18 protein-coding genes are annotated in these 21,512 nt (G+C 32.8%); all 18 read left to right on the top strand.

Annotated elements, in window-relative coordinates; all coding sequences use genetic code 11:
* Nucleotides 1–6 precede the first annotated feature (6 nt).
* The 18 genes from BUA73_RS04080 to BUA73_RS03995 all read left to right on the top strand — a co-directional run bounded on the left by BUA73_RS04080 (nucleotide 7) and on the right by BUA73_RS03995 (nucleotide 21,511).
* Nucleotides 7–1,053, top strand: a complete 1,047-nt coding sequence (locus tag BUA73_RS04080) for an amidoligase family protein (RefSeq protein ID WP_072902653.1) — start codon at nucleotides 7–9, stop codon at nucleotides 1,051–1,053.
* Between the two features lie 9 nt (nucleotides 1,054–1,062).
* On the top strand, nucleotides 1,063–1,590 hold the full coding sequence (locus tag BUA73_RS04075) for a gamma-glutamylcyclotransferase family protein (protein ID WP_072902651.1): 528 nt from the start codon (nucleotides 1,063–1,065) through the stop codon (nucleotides 1,588–1,590).
* A gap of 6 nt (nucleotides 1,591–1,596) precedes the next feature.
* Nucleotides 1,597–2,706 (top strand): C40 family peptidase, encoded by a 1,110-nt coding sequence (locus tag BUA73_RS04070; protein WP_072902649.1) that lies wholly within the window; start codon nucleotides 1,597–1,599, stop codon nucleotides 2,704–2,706.
* Nucleotides 2,707–2,718: 12 nt separating this feature from the next.
* Nucleotides 2,719–3,297, top strand: a complete 579-nt coding sequence (locus BUA73_RS04065; protein WP_072902647.1) for a DUF6329 domain-containing protein — start codon at nucleotides 2,719–2,721, stop codon at nucleotides 3,295–3,297.
* Between the two features lie 12 nt (nucleotides 3,298–3,309).
* Nucleotides 3,310–3,690, top strand: coding sequence for a DUF3846 domain-containing protein (locus BUA73_RS04060; protein ID WP_178139219.1), 381 nt, complete (start codon nucleotides 3,310–3,312; stop codon nucleotides 3,688–3,690).
* Nucleotides 3,691–3,786: 96 nt separating this feature from the next.
* Nucleotides 3,787–4,740 (top strand): DUF5688 family protein, encoded by a 954-nt coding sequence (locus BUA73_RS04055; protein WP_072902645.1) that lies wholly within the window; start codon nucleotides 3,787–3,789, stop codon nucleotides 4,738–4,740.
* A gap of 22 nt (nucleotides 4,741–4,762) precedes the next feature.
* Nucleotides 4,763–5,161, top strand: coding sequence for a DUF6103 family protein (locus BUA73_RS04050; RefSeq protein WP_084672039.1), 399 nt, complete (start codon nucleotides 4,763–4,765; stop codon nucleotides 5,159–5,161).
* Between the two features lie 69 nt (nucleotides 5,162–5,230).
* A complete protein-coding gene (locus BUA73_RS04045) occupies nucleotides 5,231–5,485 on the top strand; it encodes a DUF6103 family protein (protein WP_072902643.1) in 255 nt (84 codons plus the stop codon).
* 411 nt (nucleotides 5,486–5,896) lie between these two features.
* Nucleotides 5,897–6,319 carry a hypothetical protein gene (locus BUA73_RS04040; RefSeq protein ID WP_479723826.1) on the top strand — a complete coding sequence of 141 codons (423 nt, stop codon included), beginning with the start codon at nucleotides 5,897–5,899 and terminating at the stop codon, nucleotides 6,317–6,319.
* Between the two features lie 6 nt (nucleotides 6,320–6,325).
* Nucleotides 6,326–8,026 carry a MobP3 family relaxase gene (mobP3, locus tag BUA73_RS04035; RefSeq protein ID WP_072902641.1) on the top strand — a complete coding sequence of 567 codons (1,701 nt, stop codon included), beginning with the start codon at nucleotides 6,326–6,328 and terminating at the stop codon, nucleotides 8,024–8,026.
* Between the two features lie 202 nt (nucleotides 8,027–8,228).
* A complete protein-coding gene (locus BUA73_RS04030; RefSeq protein WP_072902639.1) occupies nucleotides 8,229–8,996 on the top strand; it encodes a Cthe_2314 family HEPN domain-containing protein in 768 nt (255 codons plus the stop codon).
* A 251-nt stretch (nucleotides 8,997–9,247) separates the two neighbouring features.
* Nucleotides 9,248–11,119, top strand: a complete 1,872-nt coding sequence (locus BUA73_RS04025) for a DUF4365 domain-containing protein (protein ID WP_084672038.1) — start codon at nucleotides 9,248–9,250, stop codon at nucleotides 11,117–11,119.
* Between the two features lie 406 nt (nucleotides 11,120–11,525).
* Entirely contained in the window at nucleotides 11,526–12,935 is a 1,410-nt protein-coding gene (locus BUA73_RS04020) for a DUF3991 and toprim domain-containing protein (RefSeq protein WP_072902635.1), read from the top strand.
* A 56-nt stretch (nucleotides 12,936–12,991) separates the two neighbouring features.
* Nucleotides 12,992–14,839, top strand: a complete 1,848-nt coding sequence (locus BUA73_RS04015) for a VirD4-like conjugal transfer protein, CD1115 family (protein ID WP_072902633.1) — start codon at nucleotides 12,992–12,994, stop codon at nucleotides 14,837–14,839.
* A gap of 12 nt (nucleotides 14,840–14,851) precedes the next feature.
* Complete coding sequence (locus tag BUA73_RS04010) at nucleotides 14,852–15,112, top strand: helix-turn-helix domain-containing protein (protein ID WP_072902631.1); 261 nt, start codon at nucleotides 14,852–14,854, stop codon at nucleotides 15,110–15,112.
* A gap of 395 nt (nucleotides 15,113–15,507) precedes the next feature.
* Entirely contained in the window at nucleotides 15,508–15,753 is a 246-nt protein-coding gene (locus BUA73_RS04005) for a helix-turn-helix domain-containing protein (protein WP_072902629.1), read from the top strand.
* Nucleotides 15,754–15,759: 6 nt separating this feature from the next.
* A complete protein-coding gene (locus BUA73_RS04000) occupies nucleotides 15,760–18,873 on the top strand; it encodes a UvrD-helicase domain-containing protein (protein WP_072902627.1) in 3,114 nt (1,037 codons plus the stop codon).
* Between the two features lies 1 nt (nucleotide 18,874).
* On the top strand, nucleotides 18,875–21,511 hold the full coding sequence (locus BUA73_RS03995) for a hypothetical protein (protein WP_072902625.1): 2,637 nt from the start codon (nucleotides 18,875–18,877) through the stop codon (nucleotides 21,509–21,511).
* The last annotated feature ends 1 nt before the right edge of the window (nucleotide 21,512 follow it).

Below are 21,512 nucleotides of genomic sequence, written 5' to 3'. Positions count from 1 at the left end.
GAGGCCGTGGATTTAAGAGAACAGAACTTTGGAATCGAAATTGAGATGACAGGCATAACAAGAAGAAGAGCTGCTGAAGTAGCTGCCGAATATCTTGGTGGGATAGCTGAACATGAAGGTGGTGGTTATGACACTTATAGCGTAAGAGATAATGAAAATAGAAAGTGGAAATTTGTAAGTGATAGCAGTATAAGCTGTCAGAAAAAAGTGGGAAATAGAAAGCAAATAGCTGACAGAGAATACAGTGTTGAACTTGTTAGTCCCATTTGTAAGTATGAAGATATCGAAAAGATACAGGAGATGGTGCGTAAGCTCAGAGAGGCTGGAGCATTTAGTAATAAATCCTGTGGAATCCATATTCACATCAATGCGGCACCTTTTGAAGCCTATCAATTAAGAAATCTTGTAAATATTGTAGCTGCAAAAGAAAATATGATATACAAGGCCTTACAGGTGGATTCAGATAGGGAAAGACGGTATTGCAAAAAGATAGATACGGATTTTTTAGAGAAGTTAAATAAGCAGAAACCAAAAACAAAGAGTGGAATTCAAAAGTTATGGTACAAAGGTAGTGATGGCAGTCATCAGCATTATCATGATAGTAGATACCATTGCCTGAATCTTCATTCTGTCTTTCAAAAAGGAACAATCGAGTTTCGTGCCTTTAATGGTTCCCTTCATGCTGGGAAGATGAAAGCATATCTGCAATTTTGTATGGCTATTACAGCTCAAGCCTACAACCAAAGGTCAGCAAGTCCAATAAAAACTGTATCAGAAAATGAAAAATATACATTCAGAGTATGGCTATTAAGACTTGGTTTAATAGGAGATGAATTTAAAACAGCAAGGAAACATCTCCTTGATCATTTAGAAGGAAATATTGCATGGAAGTCACCTGAACAAGCAGAAGCACAGAAAGAAAGGTTAAGAAAAAAGAGAGAAGTTGAGCTTTTAGATTCAAGGGAAGAAACAATAGAAACACAAAATAATGATATGGAAATAGATGAGCAGGGGGAAGAAACTCCTGCTTTTACTATGTCTATGAATCAGTAGGAGGTCAGGATGAAAAATAAAAAATCAAATGAGTCAGTACCAGAAATATTATATATCGCCTATGGGAGTAATTTAAATCTATCGCAGATGAAACATCGATGCCCTACTGCAAGAGTCCTTGGAGCAACGGAAATTCAAGATTATGAGCTTGTATTTCGTGGTTCGAGATATAGTGCAGTGGCAACTATTGAACCATGTAAGGGCAGTAATGTTCCTGTTTTGCTGTGGGGAATCCAACCAGAAGATGAGAAATCACTAGATAGGTATGAAGGCTACCCTAATTTTTATGAAAAGGAAAATATGCAGATTGTGTTAAATGGTAGGACTGTTTCAGCAATGGTTTATGTGATGACACCTGGTCATGAACTCGGAATACCATCAGATCGTTACAAAATATCCATTGAAGATGGCTATATGGATGCAGGATTTGATATAGATGTTTTACAAAATGCAGTAGATAAAACTGTAGGTAAAATGGAGGATGAGATGAAAGATATGGGCGAACAGGGAAATTTATTCGGGATGAAATGGTGGTGATAATAAATGGCAGACCCTACAACCATAGGACTTATTGCAAAGGCAGCTATATCAGCATTATCAGATGAAAGGCTGAGAAAAGGTATAGGGTGGACTATTGCTGCAATCCTGTCTCCATTTATTCTAATCATCGTGATTATCTGTGGATTACTTTCAGGAACAGCAAATCACAACAACACCGCCATCCAATTGTCCTTTTATAGAGGTGCTATATCAGAAAATATTCCTGAAGAATATCGAGGTCAGATAGAAGATATGCGTAACAGCTTTACAATGATTGATGAAAGAATAGAGGAAGTAAATGGTCAAATGGAAGATGGAGATAGTCTGGACTCTATAAGGGTTAAGGCTATTTTTTATTCTCTGTATTTCGCCTCTGACCAGCCATCTGGTGTAGATCAAGTTAAATATATTGACTGCTTTGTCACTTATGAGGAACGAACAAGAATCATAATTGATGCAGACGGAAATGAAGTGGAAGAAACATATATTGTGGCAGTACCAATTGATACTCTCCCAGAAGTCTATACAAATATTGAAACGATTATGGGAAAGGCAACTACTTATGAGGATATGGCAAATGCCAATGAAATTTATTACCGAATCCAGTATGGAGTTCCAGCACCAAGTGAAGGAGATGGTTTTGGGGAATGGGGAGATTGGACACATAGCATTACTCCAGAAGAACTAGAAAAGTTGTATCATGATTTGCCAGAAGGAGAGAATGGATCAGAGATAGTAAAGCTTGCTATGACAAGGCTTGGAGATCCCTATTCACAAGAAAAAAGAGGGCAAGGAAATTATACGGATTGCAGTTATTTGACCATGTGGAGTTATAGAAAGACTGGAATTATAATACCAGCAACTGCTGCGGAGCAAGGAAGATTTTGTGTGAATAATAATCTTACTGTTTCAAAAGAAGATTTAGTTCCTGGAGATTTAGTTTTTTGGAGTCACAAGCCAAACGGCAGATTTATGAACATTACACATGTAGGAGTCTATGCTGGAAATGGAAAAGTAATAGATGCTGCATACTCGAAAGGACAGGTGGTATACAGAGATATATTTGATTCAAACAAACAGGTTCTATATGGTAGGCCGCATATTTTAAAATAAAAGGAGGAGCTTATGCTAACTACAAAAGCAATATTTGAACGAAAGATTTCAGCATTTGATGCACAAGTATGTGTGATTAATGGAATTGAAGTAATGGAGGAAAATGAATTTGAGGAATTTAGCAACAATCTATTAGATGACAGAACCTTTATTGCAGATAGAAAAGAAGAAATGTATATAGATTCAACAGGACAAATCCATGGACTGCTTGCACTAAATATAGATAGTGGAGATGGGATTTTAATTGATAGTCAAGGATATGATTATCCAAGATATGTTGCATTTATGCCAAACATTAAGCCATATATAGATAAGCAAATTTCTATTGTTGCAGAGCAAATAATTAAGGAATCTGCTGAAAATACTTCAAATGGTAGTTGGGCTATATATTTTGATGAGATAGAAGAATCCTATGGAATAGTTGTAAAAGAAAACAATGGTATTGGAACTTTACTCTTAGATGAACTAACAAGCAGAGATGAAGTCGCAGAAATTGAAGTATTAGGTGACTGCTTTGATATGACAATATATCTTGACTATTGTAGTAATTTAGAAGAAGAAATAAAGCCAAGTCAAAACATGAATATGTAGGAGGATGAGAGAATGGATAATATAGAAAAGACAATTCGTATCTTAAAGATTGAGCCACAAAAACTACCTTATGAAAAAGAAATATTTAATGACTTGGAAGGTATTCAAGGAGAGGTCGAAGGATTATTTGAATGTATTTATTTAGATGATAATTGTATTTTAGTATGTAATGAAGAAGGAAAATTAAATGGGATGGAACTAAATCGGAGGGTTGGTAATGACATTATTGCCGGTCCTTTTTTTATTGTAGGTGATAGCACAGATGGAGAATTTGTATCCTTAAGTGATGAGCAAATAGAAAGATACACACAAGAATTTGGTAAAATTCAAGAATTTACAGGAGAAGAACCAGAGGCTGAGCCAAGGATGGAGTTTATAGGATTTGATTTTTAAAACAAGATTATGAGTTTCAAGTAGCACGTAGTAATGAAAATAACTATAAAAAGCAGCTTGTTTCAATGAGAACAGCAAAAGTAAAGGAGAATGTACATGACATTTAACGAATATGTAGAAACAGTAAAAAGAGAAATTAAAGATTATTTACCAGAGGAATATAAAGATGTATCACCAGAAATTAATGTGGTCAGAAAAAATAATGGGGAGGAATTAACAGGACTTACTTTGCGTGGGGAAAGTAGTATATGTCCTAATATTTACTTGAATTCCTTTTATAACTTACATCAGGAAGGTATGAAAGTCGAGGAGACTATGAGTAATATTGGTGAGATTTTTCAAAGAGAAATAAAAAGGACACCACAGTTTAATTTAGAAGACTTCACCTACAATAACATAAAAGATAATCTTTATTACATGGTTATTAATGCAGAAAAAAATGAAAAGCTGTTGCAAGAAATTCCTCATCAAAGAAGAGAAGATTTAGCAATTGTGTATCGGGTGAATGTATCCATATCAGAAGAAGGTACAGGAAGTATTTTATTAAATAATGATCACTTAAAGCTTTTTGGTATTGACCAAAGAGAAATTCATGACCAAGCAGTGAGGAATATGCCCAAGATATTGCCACCTAAATTCGAAAATATGAATGATATTATCGCAGAGCTAATGGGAGAGGATGCAGACCTATTTGAGGAAATGGCAGGAGAAAATGTGATGTGGGTACTAAGTAATGATATAAGAATGCAAGGGGCAGCATATATGTTTGATGAAGAGGTAATGTCTTCGATTGCAGAGAAGCTGGGTGGAGATTTTATTGTATTGCCCTCCTCTCTCCATGAAGTAATCATAATAAAAGAAGCCGATATTATGGTGGAAGAAAATATAGATTTAGAATTTATTCAAAGGATGGTTTCAGAAGTAAATGAGAGCCAAGTAGAACCTGATGAAGTATTATCCGATGCAATTTACCGCTATAGTTCTAAGGATAATAAGCTATCACTTATAGAGGAATTTGAACAGTCCCAAGGTATGGAGATGAAAATGTAGGCAGAAAAGGAGGATTTATAGGATGAGTATATCAACTGAAAAAGCAACATTACAGATAACCTTTCAAAAAGAAAAGATAGAAGCATTACGGTTTTATATGAACGAAAAGGAACTGACTGTAGAAGGAGAATTACAAAAACATATTAGTAGTATCTACGAGAAATATGTTCCATCAGCTACTAGAAGATATCTAGAGAGAAATGATAATGAGCAGGAAAACCAGACGGAAATAACGGCACCTATTAGTGAAAGTTCATCAGAAGTTACTCCAAGAGCTACATCTAATCGTGGCAGAAGAAGGACTGAAAGAGTGCAAAGTGAACAGGCAGAAGTTCCAACAGAAACTATAAATGCAGAAGAAATTGAAGAGTCTCAAGAGCAGACAGAGGATGAAAATCAGGGAATGGTCATGAGTATGTAGTGGCTATTCCTTTTCTGTTTTTGCACTGGATTTATTTAAAATTGAATAAAATGAAGGAGGCATATTTGAATGAAAAAAGATACGATTAGCGTAAGCCTAGAGGCTGAAAAATTAAGAGCAATCAAGAAATATATGGAGAAGAAAGAGATTGATGTCCAAGATGAACTAGCAGAACAGCTACAAAAGTTTTACGAGAAATATGTGCCAGTCAATGTCAGAGAATATATTGATGAAAAGAATGAAGAAGAAAGTAGAGCTAAAACACCAAGAAAACCAGCTAAAAATACTGGTGCAGCTACTTCTACATCTACACCACAGGAATAAAACCATTTTTGAGGCGATATTTGCCCCTGTGTGGGATTGTATGGACGAGAGTGGCACAAGTTATCCTTAAGGGAAGATAAAACGATTTGTGGGCGAATTTGAAGAGATTTTATGAATAGAGCAGATTAAGCCTTGTGATACTTGGATTTTGGGGAATATGGGCTTGAAAGTTAAGTGAACCCCCCTATTGATTTTGGTGCAGGATAAAGGAAGGTGGTCAAAAGATTCCACCTTCCATTCACATCCCCCGGCAGTGCCGTGGGTTAAAGGAATAAAAACAGGTGGTCGAAAAATACGGTTTGTGCCTATTTAGGTGGTCAGTAATTAGAATAAAACCCATAAGATAAGCATTTGTAGGTGTAACGCTTGGGTGGTCAAGTCAAAACATAAGATGTTTGAGGTGATATGAAATTGGCAGAAATAAAGAATAATGTAAAGAAACGGACAGCAGTATGGCTCTATCCTGAAACAATAGAAAAAATGGATAACCTACTTGAAAGAGACAATTGTAAAAGCCGAAGTGAGTTTATAGATAAAGCTTTAAACTTTTATATGGGATACCTTGTTAGTGAGGATACCACAGGATATTTGTCTAAGATTTTGATATCAGCTATGCAAGGAACATTAAAAGAAACAGAAAATAGAAATTCTAGTAACATTTTTCGTCTTTCAGTAGAGATGAGCATGATGATGAATATACTTGCAGCAGGTTTAGAAATTAGTGAAGAGGAACTTCGTAACCTTCGTGGAAGGTGCGTACAGCAAGTGAAAAAGGCAAGAGGTAAAGTATCTATGGAGGAGGCGATAAAGTTCCAACAGGGAATTGGAGAGTGATAACTTATGCCAAGGCTTATTTTAAAATGCCCTTATCTAAAAGGTGGAGGCAAAAGAACATCAGCTCATCTTGAAAACTTGGTAAATTATATAGCTACTCGTGATGGAGTAGAAAAGATAAAAGTTGAAAATAAAAATCTTCCTTCTACATTAAGGCAAGAAGAATTAATTGCTCAGATAATTAAGGAGTTCCCAAACACAAAGAATCTATTTGAGTACGAAGATTACATCAAGGAATCTACAATAGAAAATGCATCAGAATTTATTGGGGTTGCAATGAAGCAAAATGTTGATAAAATCAGCAAACGAAAAAATTATGTGGATTATATTGCAAACAGACCAAGGGTAGAAAAGATGGGAAAGCATGGTTTATTTACAGGTGGAGATGATGCTCTTGTACTTAGTAGGATTGCAGATGAGGTAGCGAATCATACAGGGAACATATGGACTCCGATTATATCACTTAGACGAGAGGATGCTACAAGACTTGGTTTTGATAATGCTGAAAGTTGGCACAATATGCTTTCTTACTATGCCATAGAGATAGCTGAATCTTTAAAAATAAAGCCTGAAAACTTTCAGTGGTATGCAGCTTTTCATAATGAGGGGCATCATCCTCATGTTCATATGATTTGTTACTCTACAAATCCTAAAGAGGGATACCTTACTAAAAAAGGTATAGAGAAAATGAAATCAGGATTTGTAAAAAGTATCTTTGGTCAGGAACTAGAGGAAATTTATATAGAGCAAAGTAAAAGACGAGATGAGTTGAAACAAGAATCAAGGGAAGTATTAATCAAACTAGTTACTGAGATGAAAAATGGCACAATGCAGAATAGCAATATTGAAGAAAAGTTAATAAATCTTTCCGATCGTCTGAAATTCACTAATGGAAAAAAACAATATGGTTATTTACAGCCACAGCTAAAAGGAATGGTGGATGAGATTGTAGATGAACTTGCAAAGGATGAAAGAGTTGGGAAAGCGTACAAGTTATGGTATGAAATGCGTAATGAGGTACTTCATAGCTACATGGATAATTTACCTGAGTCACTACCATTATCGGAGCAAAAAGAGTTCAAGTCTATAAAGAACATGATAATTAGGGAAGCAGATAACTTAAACAAAAGGATTATTACTTTTAAAGAACTTGATGATGTTGATATTATAGCAGCAGAAGAAATAGATGAAGATAATTTGTTTTTATATGATACGGATGTAATTAATGAAGACGTAGATAATATAAATCTAAACTTGGAAAATCCATTTCTTTATTATGTTAAGGCTAAGTTAATACTTAGAGAAGAAAATCTTGAAAAAGAAGATATAAAAAGATCTGTTAAGTTTCTAGAGATAGCATCTGACAATGGAAACCAGTTTGCACAATATATGATGGGGAAATTATACTTGCTGGGGAAGTATGTAACAGAAGACAAAGAAATGGCTAAAAAGTGTTTTAACCTATCTGCTGAACAAGGAAATGAATATGCAAAGTTTTATCTCGAAAATATGGATAAGTTTCATAATCCATCTATTTGTCTTGTAGCATCAAGGATGCTCCATCATATGAGTAAAATATTTGAAGATAATATTCCATTTAAATCATCAGGAACAGGACTTAAAATAGATAGTAAGCTTATGAGGAAGTTAAAAGAAAAGAAAGTTGCTCAGGGGCATAAGAGAGATGATCATGAGCAGAGCATTTAAAATTGGAAGTTGAAATTTGCTTGTTTACAAAGTTATTCTTTAAAAAGATGTAAAGCTGTCGTATAATTAATATATGATATAAATGCGTTGTTACTATTAGAGCAGAACTAAAGAATATTTCTATAAACAAGAAATTATTATTGAAAGAATAAAAGTTAAATACTTTTTTATAATTTATAAAACAAGAACAGGAGTTACTAATATGCCAGAAGAAGTGAAGGATAAGGAAATTAATTATCTATTAGGTAAATTTAATAGGGTGCAATATGATAAAGATAGATTCAAGGTAATAATTGGAGTGGAAAAGTATTTATTTGGTATTGTTTCTGGTGTGAATTCCGCTTCTGCTCCCTTTAGTAAATTAATGCAATATAAAACTCTTTATGGCACATTAAGAGATCTAGATTATAAAATCAAAATCTCTTTTACAAAAGCGATTGAATACGCCTATTCAGAAAGATTACAAGAAGATTTCACCCTATTTCAAGAGAGCTCAATCGAAGAAACGTATAGTTATTATTTTATAGAAAATGCTTTATTTAGAACATCAAGTTTATGGGATATGTTAGCTCAATTTTATCGTCTCTATTATAATATTGAGATTGAAGCGCATAATGTGTTTTATAAAAAAATATTTAACCCTAAATTAAACTATTGTGATTCATTTAAGGAACAAGCAAAGGAAATTGATAATTACTTGAATCAAAGTAATGATACAGAATGTCAAGAGAAGTGGAAAGGAAATCATAGATATTCAAATGATTGTCGAAATAAAATGACACACAGAAATTCTCCAAATGTGGCATCGATGAGTGATTTTGATGTTAATTTTAAGCAACATCCAGCTTATATGCTGAAAAGAATTATAGAAGATTATAGTATGGCATCAGATTACATAGAGAAGATATTAAACGAAATTGAAAAAGAAGTTATGAAAGAGTTTGAGAATATATGCTCCGAGGATGAGTAAAATTCCAATTTAATGATTTGGCCATGTTTGCATTATAGCAATAACACGCAGTTCGTTAAACGGTAGCCTAGTGCCATAATAGGAAGTTGGGGCGAGGGACGGGTTTTGATTATTAGATGAAGTTCAGAAAATGGTGTAGGCTTGCTATTATCTAGTTTTAATAGGAGCTCTTTATCGCTGAAAATAATGACAACAGTTATAAAATGCTTGATATGTTTGCAGTATAGTTTTTGTTAGGAATTAGGTGGAGTATGATGAAAGATATTGTCGAATTAAAAAAGAAAATCGCAAAACACTGCGATAATAATTTCAGGGATTCTGCAGCAATTGGAATGGCGCAATACATTTTTGCACAATATTCAGGTAAGCGCGTAATAGCTAATCTTGAATCTTTAGATAAATGGCCAAGTACAGATGGATATATAGAAGTCCAAAATGAAAATGGCATTGTAGGGCGCATTGATGTGCAAGTTAAATCACTTCCGAAAAGCCATGATTTTAAATTTGACTGTCCTGTTCCTTTTTTGGCGTATGTGGACATTATTTCTGTTGCACCATGTTTTCTATTATTAGTTGAAGCAGAATCTCAAAAGATTTACTGGATGCATATTAGTAAAGAATTTATAGAAAATAGCATTCCAGACTATTACAAGAATAAAGATACTTATCGAATTAAATTTTCCAAAGAGAATATTATCTCGGAACAGCATAAAACCTATTTCGAGGAATGGGAATCCATTATCAGTGAATATCAGACCAAAATACGTGAATACGATTCACAAAGAGCGCTAGTGCAACATCTAACTAAGCATCAAAACTCAGCAATCGGTCACACTGCAAATTATTTTATTCCGGTTCATATTGCTTTAGATTATATGGATCATTATTTTTCAACTTTGTTTGAGCCCATAAAGAGAGTATCATATCCGAATGCGTGGAAAATTGGAATCGTTTTGACGACCTTTGAGTCTAATCAATTGGGATATTTGCTGTACCCTATTTTTTATGATACAAATGATGTGCAGATTAAATTCATCGATGAAGCCACATATAAGAGCTTATATGTGTATAATCAATATCCAATTATTAAATATCTTGCAGATAACCCTTTAATAAAAAATCCACTTAAGTTTGCATTACAAGCTTGCATGCAACTGTTCAAAGAGTCAATTCCCAAATACTTGTTAAACTTACCAACATCCGAAATATTAACACAAGATATTTTTGCAAGTCTAATTAAAAATTACAGGCATCCATTAGGCTTGGAAAATAAATTAGAGTATACTTATAGTGAATTGCAATTTGCTTTTGACTATTACATGCCACTTTGGTTAGATGTCGCAATTGAACATTTAGTAAGCAACAATATTAATGAGATAAAAACAGAAGACGACTGTAAATATAAAAGTGGACTGAACAAGAGCAACTATTTTGATCCGCAATTTTTAGCAATGCAAATAATAGATAAAGCTACTGTAAAACACAAAGTAGATCAGCTTATAGAACGTAAAGCGATGCCAAAACACAGACAAATCGGAAGCAAAAGCCACCCTATACATCTCGCATATGGCTTTCTACGCACAGAAAAGATAACAAATATTAAATTTCTCTATCCGGAATTTGATTACGAACGGTGTGCTAAAAACGGTAACTATGTGTTTAATTTGCTTTCTTCCAAACAGCTTGAAAATAAGATAAAAATAATATATTCCTGTCTGCCGAAAGTGTATGATGAGTTTGTTCGAATAAATTTCGGCGATACTCGACCAGAATTATTATATTATAGTTGGTTCGATTTGGTAGTAATTGAATACGATTTATTAGATGTTTATACTGATAACGATTCACCTACGCAACACATTTTTTACCTTACTGCTTTAGAACCTGTCGAAAAGCAAACCGTCATAGGCGAAAAAATAATTGATTATATAGAATATACGAAAAAAGCTGCTAGCGGTATTGGTGTAGAGCAAGAGGTAGTCTATCGAGGAGTAAGATATAAGATTGTAAGTACATCAAGCGGAACAATTGATACACTATTTAGGGACTATCCATTATTAAAAATTTTGTATTCCACTTTGGAATCTCAACTTCAACATTTTATTAACATCATAAACGAATAAGAGCATTGATAAAAAGCTCTGCATCGTTATTTTGCCAATAAAAATAAAAATCTCCTTTGCGAAAGTAATTATTATGATCTTCAAAGATTGCTTACTCAGTATAAACGGAAATGCTTTTCAAGAAAATCATTTAGGATATGAAAAACTTTTATGGTATTTATACCTATCGATACAGTCAACTACGTATTATCCATATAATCAAACTTTGTGGTGGAGTTTTGAATTTCCCATTATGTTTATAAAGCGAAGTTGACAAATTATAATTTAAATCAGGAGAGTAAGGTAATTAATAATAAATAGTACATATAAACGACGGCCTTTCAAATGAAAGGCTGTTTTTTATGTCTAAAATTATAAAATGAGGGATTTGGTAATTGAAAATAAGAAATTAAAAAAGGAGATGGACATGGGTACTTATATTCATTTTACAGAAGAACAAAAACAAAGAGCCAATTCAGTTGACCTTGTAGCATTTTTACAAAGACAAGGTGAGAAACTTTTGCCATCAGGTAGAGAAAAAAGGCTTGCAAGTGACAATAGTATAACAATTAGAGGTAATGAATGGTATGATCATGCATTAGAACAGGGTGGTCTTGCTATTGATTTTGTACAAAGCTTTTATGGTTTATCTTTTCCAGAGGCGGTAATGAAGCTTCTTGGAGGTGAGCAAGGTGAAGTATACAGTAAGGCAAAAGAAATAAAGCAAACGGAACAAAAACCCTTTGAACTGCCACCAAAGAATTCAGATATGCGAAGAGTTTTTGCATATCTTATTAAAAATCGTTATATTGAACGTAATGTAGTCAGTTTCTTTGCTAAACAAAAATTACTCTATGAAAGCTGTGAACAATCAGCAGATAAGACAAAAGAATATCATAATGCAGTATTTGTAGGTTATGATGAAAATGGAGTCCCTTGCCACGCTCACAAACGTGGAATCTATTCTAATGGTCAAAGTTTTAAAGGTAATGTTGAGAACAGCAATCCTTGTTATAGCTTTCATTACACAGGAACAAGTAATAGGCTTTATGTATTTGAAGCACCTATTGATATGATGTCTTTCATTACAATAAATAAAAATACCAATTGGCAGAAACACAGCTATGTCGCATTGTGTGGAGTATCGGAACAAGCAATGCTTAAAATACTCGAAATTAATTCTAATTTAAATCATGTTCTATTATGTTTAGACCATGACGCAGCCGGTATTGAAGCAAGTGAAAAATTTCATGATTTACTTTCTAAGAAAGGAATTAAATGTAGTAGATTGCTTTCTAAATGCAAGGACTGGAATGAAGATATTAAAGAAAGCTTCAACCTCTCAGCAATTCCATCCGAGGAACACCCACAATATATTATTCGTGATGAGGTTTGCTCTGAAATTCAAAAATATATTATTGAAACTGATAAGAATGACAATTCACCTTCAAAACTAAATACCTTATTTAAAAAATGTAATACTGATGATACAGAGCAGATAGTTGAAAATTTAAAACAACTGTCTGCTCTTTCCTTATGCCTTGCATCCGATGAATACAGACAGATGGGTTATCCTTCAGAAACGGACAAATTGCTTACAGGATTACATGACGGATTCAAGGCATATGAAAATCGTAGCAAACTTAATAATCGTTTATTAGATATTCAAAAAGAACTTGAGCAAGTTGGAAAAAAGCAGGGCGTTATTTGCGAAAATGATAAGAAAGATATTGCCAGCAGATATGAAACTATTGCTGGATATTGCTTAAAAACAATTATTACTATTGTAATGCAGCAACAAAAGCAAGAGCAAAAACAGTTAATGATGATGTCATAAAATCTATTGGACAGTTTTAATTTACCTAAGACATTTTAGAAATGGAGGTTAATGTAATGCAATCACAGGTATTTTTATTGATAGGAGTTGGTTCTTTAATGTTTTTAGTTATTGGTGGGTTGTCTTTAATTGCCAGTTACTATACCTTAAATGGAATCAAATCAAAAACAGTAGGTGATGGCCAACATGGAGTTGCTCGCTTTGCTACGCAAAAGGAAATTATTAAAACATATGAGCATATTCCTTTTAAAGTATCACAATGGAGAAAGGGTAAGAATCTTCCACGTGATGAGAGTGGTAATTTGATACAGGGATTAGTGGTTGGATGTAAAGGAAATAAAGGAGATATTGTAGGACTTGTAGATACAGGAGATGTTCACTGTCTTATGATTGGTGCAGCAGGAGTTGGTAAAACAGCCTTTTTTCTATATCCAAACCTAGAATATGCATGTGCGAGTGGGATGAGTTTTATAACCACTGATACAAAGGGAGATTTAGCTAGAAACTATGGAACGATAACAAAAGAGAATTATGGATATAAAGTTGCAGTTATTGATTTAAGAAATCCCACACGTAGTGATGGAAATAATCTTCTGCATTTAGTTAATAAATATATGGATGCTTATCGAAAAAACAACAATAATCTATCTGCAAGAGCCAAAGCAGAAAAATATGCAAAGATAATTTCAAAGACAATCATAAATTCGGGTGGTGACAGTTCAACTTATGGACAAAATGCATTCTTCTATGATGCTGCAGAAGGACTTCTGACAGCAGTTATTTTGCTTGTAGCAGAATATCTCCCACCTACTGAGGAAGATGGACATATAATAGATACAAGACATATCATAAGTGTGTTTAAATTGGTTCAGGATTTAATGGCACCAAGCAAGGTGAAAGGGAAAAGCCAGTTTCAATTATTGATGGATAAACTTCCTCCTGATCATAAAGCTAGATGGTTTGCTGGTGCAGCTCTTAATTCAGCAGAGCAGGCAATGGCTTCTGTTCTTTCTACAGTACTATCAAGACTCAATGCATTTCTTGATTCTGAAATGGAGCAGATATTGTGCTTTGATACAACAATTGATGCGGAAACTTTCTGCTACGAAAAGTCTGCAATCTTTCTTATACTCCCGGAAGAAGATAATACAAAGTATTTCATGGTCAGTTTATTTTTGCAACAGTTCTACCGTGAAATGTTAACAGTAGCGGATGAAAATGGTGGTAAACTTCCTAATCGTGTGATGATATATGCAGATGAAATAGGTACTATCCCAAAGATAGAATCCTTCGAAATGATGCTTAGTGCAGGGAGATCAAGAAGAATTTCTATTGTACCAATCATTCAATCCTTTGCACAGCTTGATAAAAACTATGGAAAAGAAGGTAGTGAGATTATAACTGATAACTGTCAACTCACTATATTTGGAGGGTTTGCACCAAATTCAGAAACAGCTCAGGTGTTATCTAAAGCACTTGGCAGTAGAACAGTTATGAGTGGAAGCATCAGCAGAGGGAAAAATGATCCCTCTCAAAGTTTACAGATGATTGAGCGACCACTACTTACGGCAGATGAGTTAAAATCCTTGCCTAAAGGAAACTTTGTAATTATGAAAACAGGTGTACATCCAATGCAAACAAAACTTCGATTGTTTTTGGATTGGGGCATCACTTTTGACAAGCCATATGAGATGGAGGAAAAGTCCCATCGTAAGGTACGCTATGCCGACAAGCAGACCTTAGAAGAAAATGTTCTTTGTCAGCATATGACTGATGCAATAGATGAAGAAGAAACTACCGAATCCACGGTAAAGAGACAAGGAGGTATACTTCATACTCCTGGGCATGAACAAACAGATGGAAGTAAAGTAGATCCAAAACGTAAACCAATACTAAGGACATAAGGGGGTATTTCATTGAGCTTTTTTGGAAGTATTTATAAAGAGGAACTTCCATCTCGTGCTAAGTGTGTGTATATGTATCTAAAAGATAGGTGTGATGCAAAGGGTGAGTGCTGGCCAGCAATTAATACTATTGCAAAAGACACATCGATGTCAAGGAGTACAGTAAAGAGAGCCATAGCTGACTTAATTCGTTGTGGCTTGCTTAGAAAAGAGTCACGTTATAGGGAGAATGGAAGTAATTCCTCTAATAGATATTTTTTAATTATAGGGTAATTTTTAATAATATATAGATTAAGGAGCATGAAAAAACACGTATTTCCCACCAAGGGGAAATTACGTGTTTTTTGTGGATTGAGGTGAGGTTCATAGTGAACCTACCAGAAGGACTCACTTTAAGAATATATTTAACATCAGAAAAAGAACAAGTGATAATAAGTACAATAGCTAATATAAATATTTTCCTTTATTTTCTGTTTTAAAATATATGTCCCTTAAAATATAGTTTGATTTAATACGGTTCACAACTCGAGAAGATATGTAGAAATGTATTTAATGTATCGCAAAAACTTGCGAATATTGATTGCGATTTTGATACTATCGTGATATAATCTATGATAGTGAAATTAGAATAACTTATTAATGATATTTTGCTTAATGTGGAGGTTCTTATGGCAGTATCTTATAAAAGATTATGGAAACTATTGGTTGATTATGAAATGAGTAAAGCAGACTTACGAAAAAAAGCGGACATTGCACCAAATACAATGACAAAATTGAGAAAAAATGAATATGTTGCTATGGCAATTTTAAGTAGAATTTGTAAGGCATTAGATGCTGATTATGGACAAATAATGGAATATGTTCCAGATGATGAAATTAGTGATGAAATAATTCAGGATGGAGAACAGAGGTAACTTACTATGGCTATGATGATGGATATTAAAGATGAAACATACAAGGGCGAACAAAAGGTATATGAATGTATAGAATCTAATTTACCAGATGAAATTGTATGCTATTACAATCGTGAGATTAATGGAAAGCAATTTGATTTCTGTTTGATGATGGAGCATATGGGTGTGCTTGTAATCGAAGTAAAGGGATGGCATCTTTCGAATATTATTAAAGTTCATAATCCTGATTGTATTGAAACAACATTATATGATGAACCTGTTTCATCGCCTAAAAAACAAGCTAGAAGTTATAAATTTGCGTTACTAAATACATTTAATAATAAATATAACGTAAATCCACTAATTATGGATATGGTATGTTATCCATTTTTATCGGAGGCTGATTATAAACAATGTGGCTTAAAAGTGGTGTCAGAGCTGGAATTTACATTATTTAGAGATGATATAGAAAATCCAACTAAGTTTGCAATGAAGATTGCTGGAGTTTATCAAAAAACGAATCAACCAGTTTATGATAAATTAGTTGGAGAAGTATATAAGACTTGTAGATTACACTTCGAATCATCTATTGAACAACAGGAAGACGCGAATATAGATCCTTATTCAGAACTTCGAGTATATGGAAGCGATATTGGAATAACTGATATTGATGAGATAATTAAAGCATATTTTAAGGGTGTAAAACAGACGGTATTTCTTTGTAATAAAGAAGGTGTACAACAGATAGCTCAGAATATTTACTCTAAGTTTAATTCTGATGGGATTTACCTTAAGGGTAGAAATTTTATTATTAACTCAAATCAAGAAAATAAGATAAAGAATTTTGAGGAGTATATAGGATTTTTCAATTTCGAAGTCTTCTATATTGAAAATCTTAAAGATTGTGTTGATGGCAATATAGTAATTGAAAATGGAAAATTTTCAGACGATGAGATTAAAATCGTTTCTCTAATTGCAGACAAATCAAAGTTTAATCTTCAGCAATATTTGGTAGAGCATGCACCGATTGAAAAAAATATAGTTGTAAAAGCAGGAGCAGGAACTGGAAAGACTTATTCAATGATTTCCAGAATATCGTATATTTGTCATCAATCTAGTGGGGCAAATATTCTTGATGTAAAAAATGAAATTGCAATGTTAACTTTTACTACAGAAGCAGCAACTAATATGAAAAGTAGACTTAAACAAGCATTCATGAATTATTTTGTTCTTACAAGAGAAAAGAAATATCTTGAAATGATTTCTGGCATTGAAAATATGCGTATTTCAACAATCCATAGTTTCTCAAATCTTGTAATAAAAGATACATCTCTGCCACTTGGCATAGGTGTTGATTTTGCTACTGTTAGTGGGAATTTTCAAAAACAAAAAATATTTGACAAATACTTCAATGAATATTTGAAAAAGAAAAATGATGAAGAAGCTATGTTTTTTGGCACAATACCTGGCAGTATGTATGAATTTAGAAAACTGTTGTTAAGGTTTTCTGATATGTTGTACAACAAAGGTTATGACATTAAAGATGCTACGGAAGATGTTTTTGGTAGCCCAGTTTCTGAAATACCGTATATGAAGGAAATTATTCAGGATGTAATTATTGCAACTGAAAAGGAATACTCAGAGTATTTATATGAGAATAATTCAGTTAGCCTTGTTGAATATATGTTGTATCTGAACAAATGTGTAAATGATGACTCATTCAATAAGAATTTGTATCAATATAAATTTATATTTATTGATGAATTTCAGGATGTAGATGACTCACAGATAGTTGCTTTTTTAGAAATGCAAAAGAAACTTGAATTTAAATTCTTTATTGTTGGCGATTTGAAACAGTGTATTTATAGATTCAGGGGCGCTACAATGGACGCATTTAAAAAAATGGGTTGTGATTCTGATGAATGGAGGGATTATACATTAAATATTAATTATAGAACAGACAGAAGGCTTCTTGATAAATTCGCGGTATTGTTTAATTCATTGGGAGATAAAAAATTGATACCATATGTTGAACCTGGTGACCGTTTAGTTGGTGTAAACGAAAATACTTCTATGGGTAATTGTGATTTAATAGAGGTTTATCAATATACGAAAGACGATGAAAAAGAAGATGTTGTATACAAAAAGCTTTTTGAAATCATCAAGGAACGAAAAAGTGTTATTGAGTCTAGTGAATCATTCGATAAACTTTCAAATGCAGAAAAGACTATTGCAGTATTGGTAAGAACTAATTATCAAATTGCGTCGATTTTACGTAAAGCAAGAAATCAGGAAGATATTGTGATCGAAAGTGATTCGAATGGCGATTTATATAAACTTCAATCTAGCATAGATTTATGTAAGTTAACGTCAGCATTATCAAATCCAAGAAACCCAGTATACTTATTTGACTTGTTATTATCGAATAATGTAAATATTAAGTTTCCTGTAGAAAAATTAGTGAAATTAAATGAACAAGAAAAAATGGATTATTTAGTAAACTGCTTAGATCAGTTCTATTTGAATACTTTAGGATTAACTTGGGCGCAGTTAGTATTTGAAATTCAAAGTAAGCCAGTTTTGATGGTAATGAGAAAAATCTACGATGCTACGAAACCGTGGAAAAAATATTCGTTAGATGAAGCTAAACAAGCTCATTACAGAAGTAACTATGATTTAGTATTTGAAGATTTATCAAAGGAAGGAAAATATAGTTATCTAACATTGGATTCTATAAATGAATCACTTCATATTTTGATTAATATGGGTTCTGAAAAAACTTCACGTTCGGTTTCCGATGGCGGAGATTATGTAAAAATTATTTGTACAACTGTGCATAAATCAAAAGGACTTGAATATGACACTGTAATTATGCCTATAACAACAGATTCGATAGATACGATGCATAGAAATGGTTTAGATGTTACTTACGTTGAGGGTAAGGTTGGATATTGTATTAGTGTCGATGGTGAATCTATGGCTAATGAATATTTCTATACTGAAGATGAGTTAGATGAAATAGAGATGGAAGAAGCACGTATTCTTTATGTTGCACTAACAAGAGCTATAAACAAGTTCTGTTGGTTTGATAAGACTGATTCTAAGGGAAATACGTGGGGAAAACTATTGGAGGAAATGTAAAATGGGATTAAAAATATATACTTATTCAAATCCATATGAAATTGACTGTGAACCATTTTGGAATGAAATAAAGGATTGTGCCCATTTTTGTGTATCACAAACAATGGTTAATGGTATGAACCAGACATATCCACTACTTAAAACCAGACAAGCAACTGCTACGATTAGAACTCTTGTAAATAGCTTATATGAAAATTGGGACGATATAAATACAAATGTTCGTCAAATAATGGAAGTAGATAATGCAATTAGTGAATTGAATCTACAAACTGCTAGTTTAGAGAATGTAAAGCGCTCCCTATTATTTAATACTAGGTCAATAGTTTCGTGTATAAGGATGTTCAAGGAACTAAGTATTAACTCAGATAAAATGAGCAGCGATAAATTAAACATTGATCAAAGATATTTGGTGGAACTATATAAAATAATTGACAAGAAGGATAAATCATCTTTTGACTTCGAGAGAGTGAAATCAAAATCAATAATTGAAAAAGCTATTGATGAAGCTTTGAAATACCATAAGGATAATGTTGATTTATCACTTATTGAAAGAGATAGAATTGTAATTCATGGAATACATCAATTTACGCCTGCTATGTTATGTGCGATAGAGGATATTAGCGAATATAAGGATGTCATACTTTTATTTAATTATCAAAAACAGTATGCATCAATTTATGATACCTGGATGAATATATATTCTATTTTTGACTTACCAATTAATAATCAAAGCGTGAATCAGTTTACACCGATGCCATTGCTTATTAATTCTTACAAGTCAAATGTTTTGGCTGATTATATTGGACATTTGTCAAATGGAGAGTTTATAGATAAGAATAAGATTTTAAATGATTTAGAGGTTATAGAGTTTAGTAATACAACAGAATTTGCGAACTATGTGGCAATGCTTTTTGATAAGGCAAAAACTGTTAATAACAAAGGTGATAAACCTAAAACTCCGTTAGCTTTTATGGGAGAACAGTTGTATTCTGCATCAGGTAAAGTAAATGATATTTTAAGAGCATATTTTCCAGAGCAATTTGGAGAACGACATTTCCTGGATTATCCGATAGGTCATTTTTTTATAGCTACTACTAATATGTGGGACAGTGAAAGCAAATGTGTGAAAATAGATAATTTTTCTGATATAAAGGAATGTTTAAATTCCGGTATTATTGCTGAAACTACCCCAGGACAGTTAGTTAGTACATTTAATATGATTGAACCGTATATTGAAAAAGAGAATACAATAACAGGTATTCTTTATAAAATAGGTCAGTTGATAAAAAATGCAAATAAAAAACATGAAGACAAAGATAAGGTAGGGTATTTTACAGTTGATTTAGATCTACTTATAGAATTAAAAAATGCACTGACTGAGTTGGAAAAGATTATCAATTCATTTTTTGAAAGTTTTGATTCGGGAAGTGATAATTTTAGCAGGTTTTATAAGAAAATAAGAAAATTTATTATTTCTAGGATGAATGATATTAAAGACTTAGATGATGAAATGCACAATGTTATTGGGCGATTATTAGATCGACTAGAACAGTCGGATTTACCAGATACTGGAACATTTAATTCTTTGAAGCAAACAATGAGTTACTATTTAAGTCAAGATGAAAATGCAGCAAGAGGAGCCCATTGGATTGTAAGGAACTTTGATCAAATAGATGGAGATATTCTCAGAAGTGCTGTACAAGATCCTCAAAAAGTGACATATCATTTTTGTTGTTTAAGCGATAAGGATATATGTTCAAATAAGGATGAAAGATTGCCTTGGCCATTAGATATTAAATTTTTTGAATATAGCTATCAGGCTCTTGAATGGAAATATCAGGTATTTCTTAAATCTAAAATGGAATATCGTAATTTTAAGAGATATGCATTACTGTATGGTCTTGAGTTTAATAGAGTAGGTTGTAAATTAAGTTATGTTCGAACTGAAGATAATAAGGATAATGATTTGTTTTACATGCTTACTTTGTTAGGTGTTAAAGTAAGGAAATATTCATCATTTAATTCGAATACATATTTGGAACATTTGTCAATTGAATCAGATGAAAAGGAAATTGAAGAGGTAATTGATGCTATAAGTGATGAGGAACGTAAAAAATTGAAATTATGTCCATATAGATTTGCGCTTGAAGGATTGGGGCAGGGACGTACAATTTTTAGAGATCGTTTTTTAATTCACACTTACTTAAAAATGCTTATTAGTAACAGAACAAAAAAGGAGTTAAATGGTAAGCTATACAATGATCAGATAATTAAAAAGGTAATTCAAGAGCAATATGATATCATCGAAACGAGATTTCGTATATCAGACGAACTTGAAAAAACACAAATAATTTCGGCAGTTTATAAAGATATATATGGATTTATAAACTATATGAAAAAGTACAATAAGAACAAAAAAGCATTTCCTATCATAACAACTAATATGTCACAAGAAATGAGATTAAGAGAGTATTTTCTTAATATATCATTAAAAAAAGTAAACGAAGAAGTTACAGATGATGATATAAAGAAAGCTATAGTAGATAGGAAGTTTTATTGCATACATGGTAAACATTGTATGTATTGTGCAAGTAAAGATATTTGTCTTGAGTTTGGAGCAAACGCAGGAGGTGAGTAGT

Origin of the sequence: Hathewaya proteolytica DSM 3090 (genome assembly GCF_900142225.1) — a bacterium.
In the GTDB taxonomy this organism is placed as follows: Bacteria; Bacillota; Clostridia; order Clostridiales; family Clostridiaceae; genus Hathewaya; species Hathewaya proteolytica.
The sequence above is the reverse complement of the archived record's forward strand: the minus strand, read 5'-3'. Positions and strand labels throughout refer to the sequence as shown.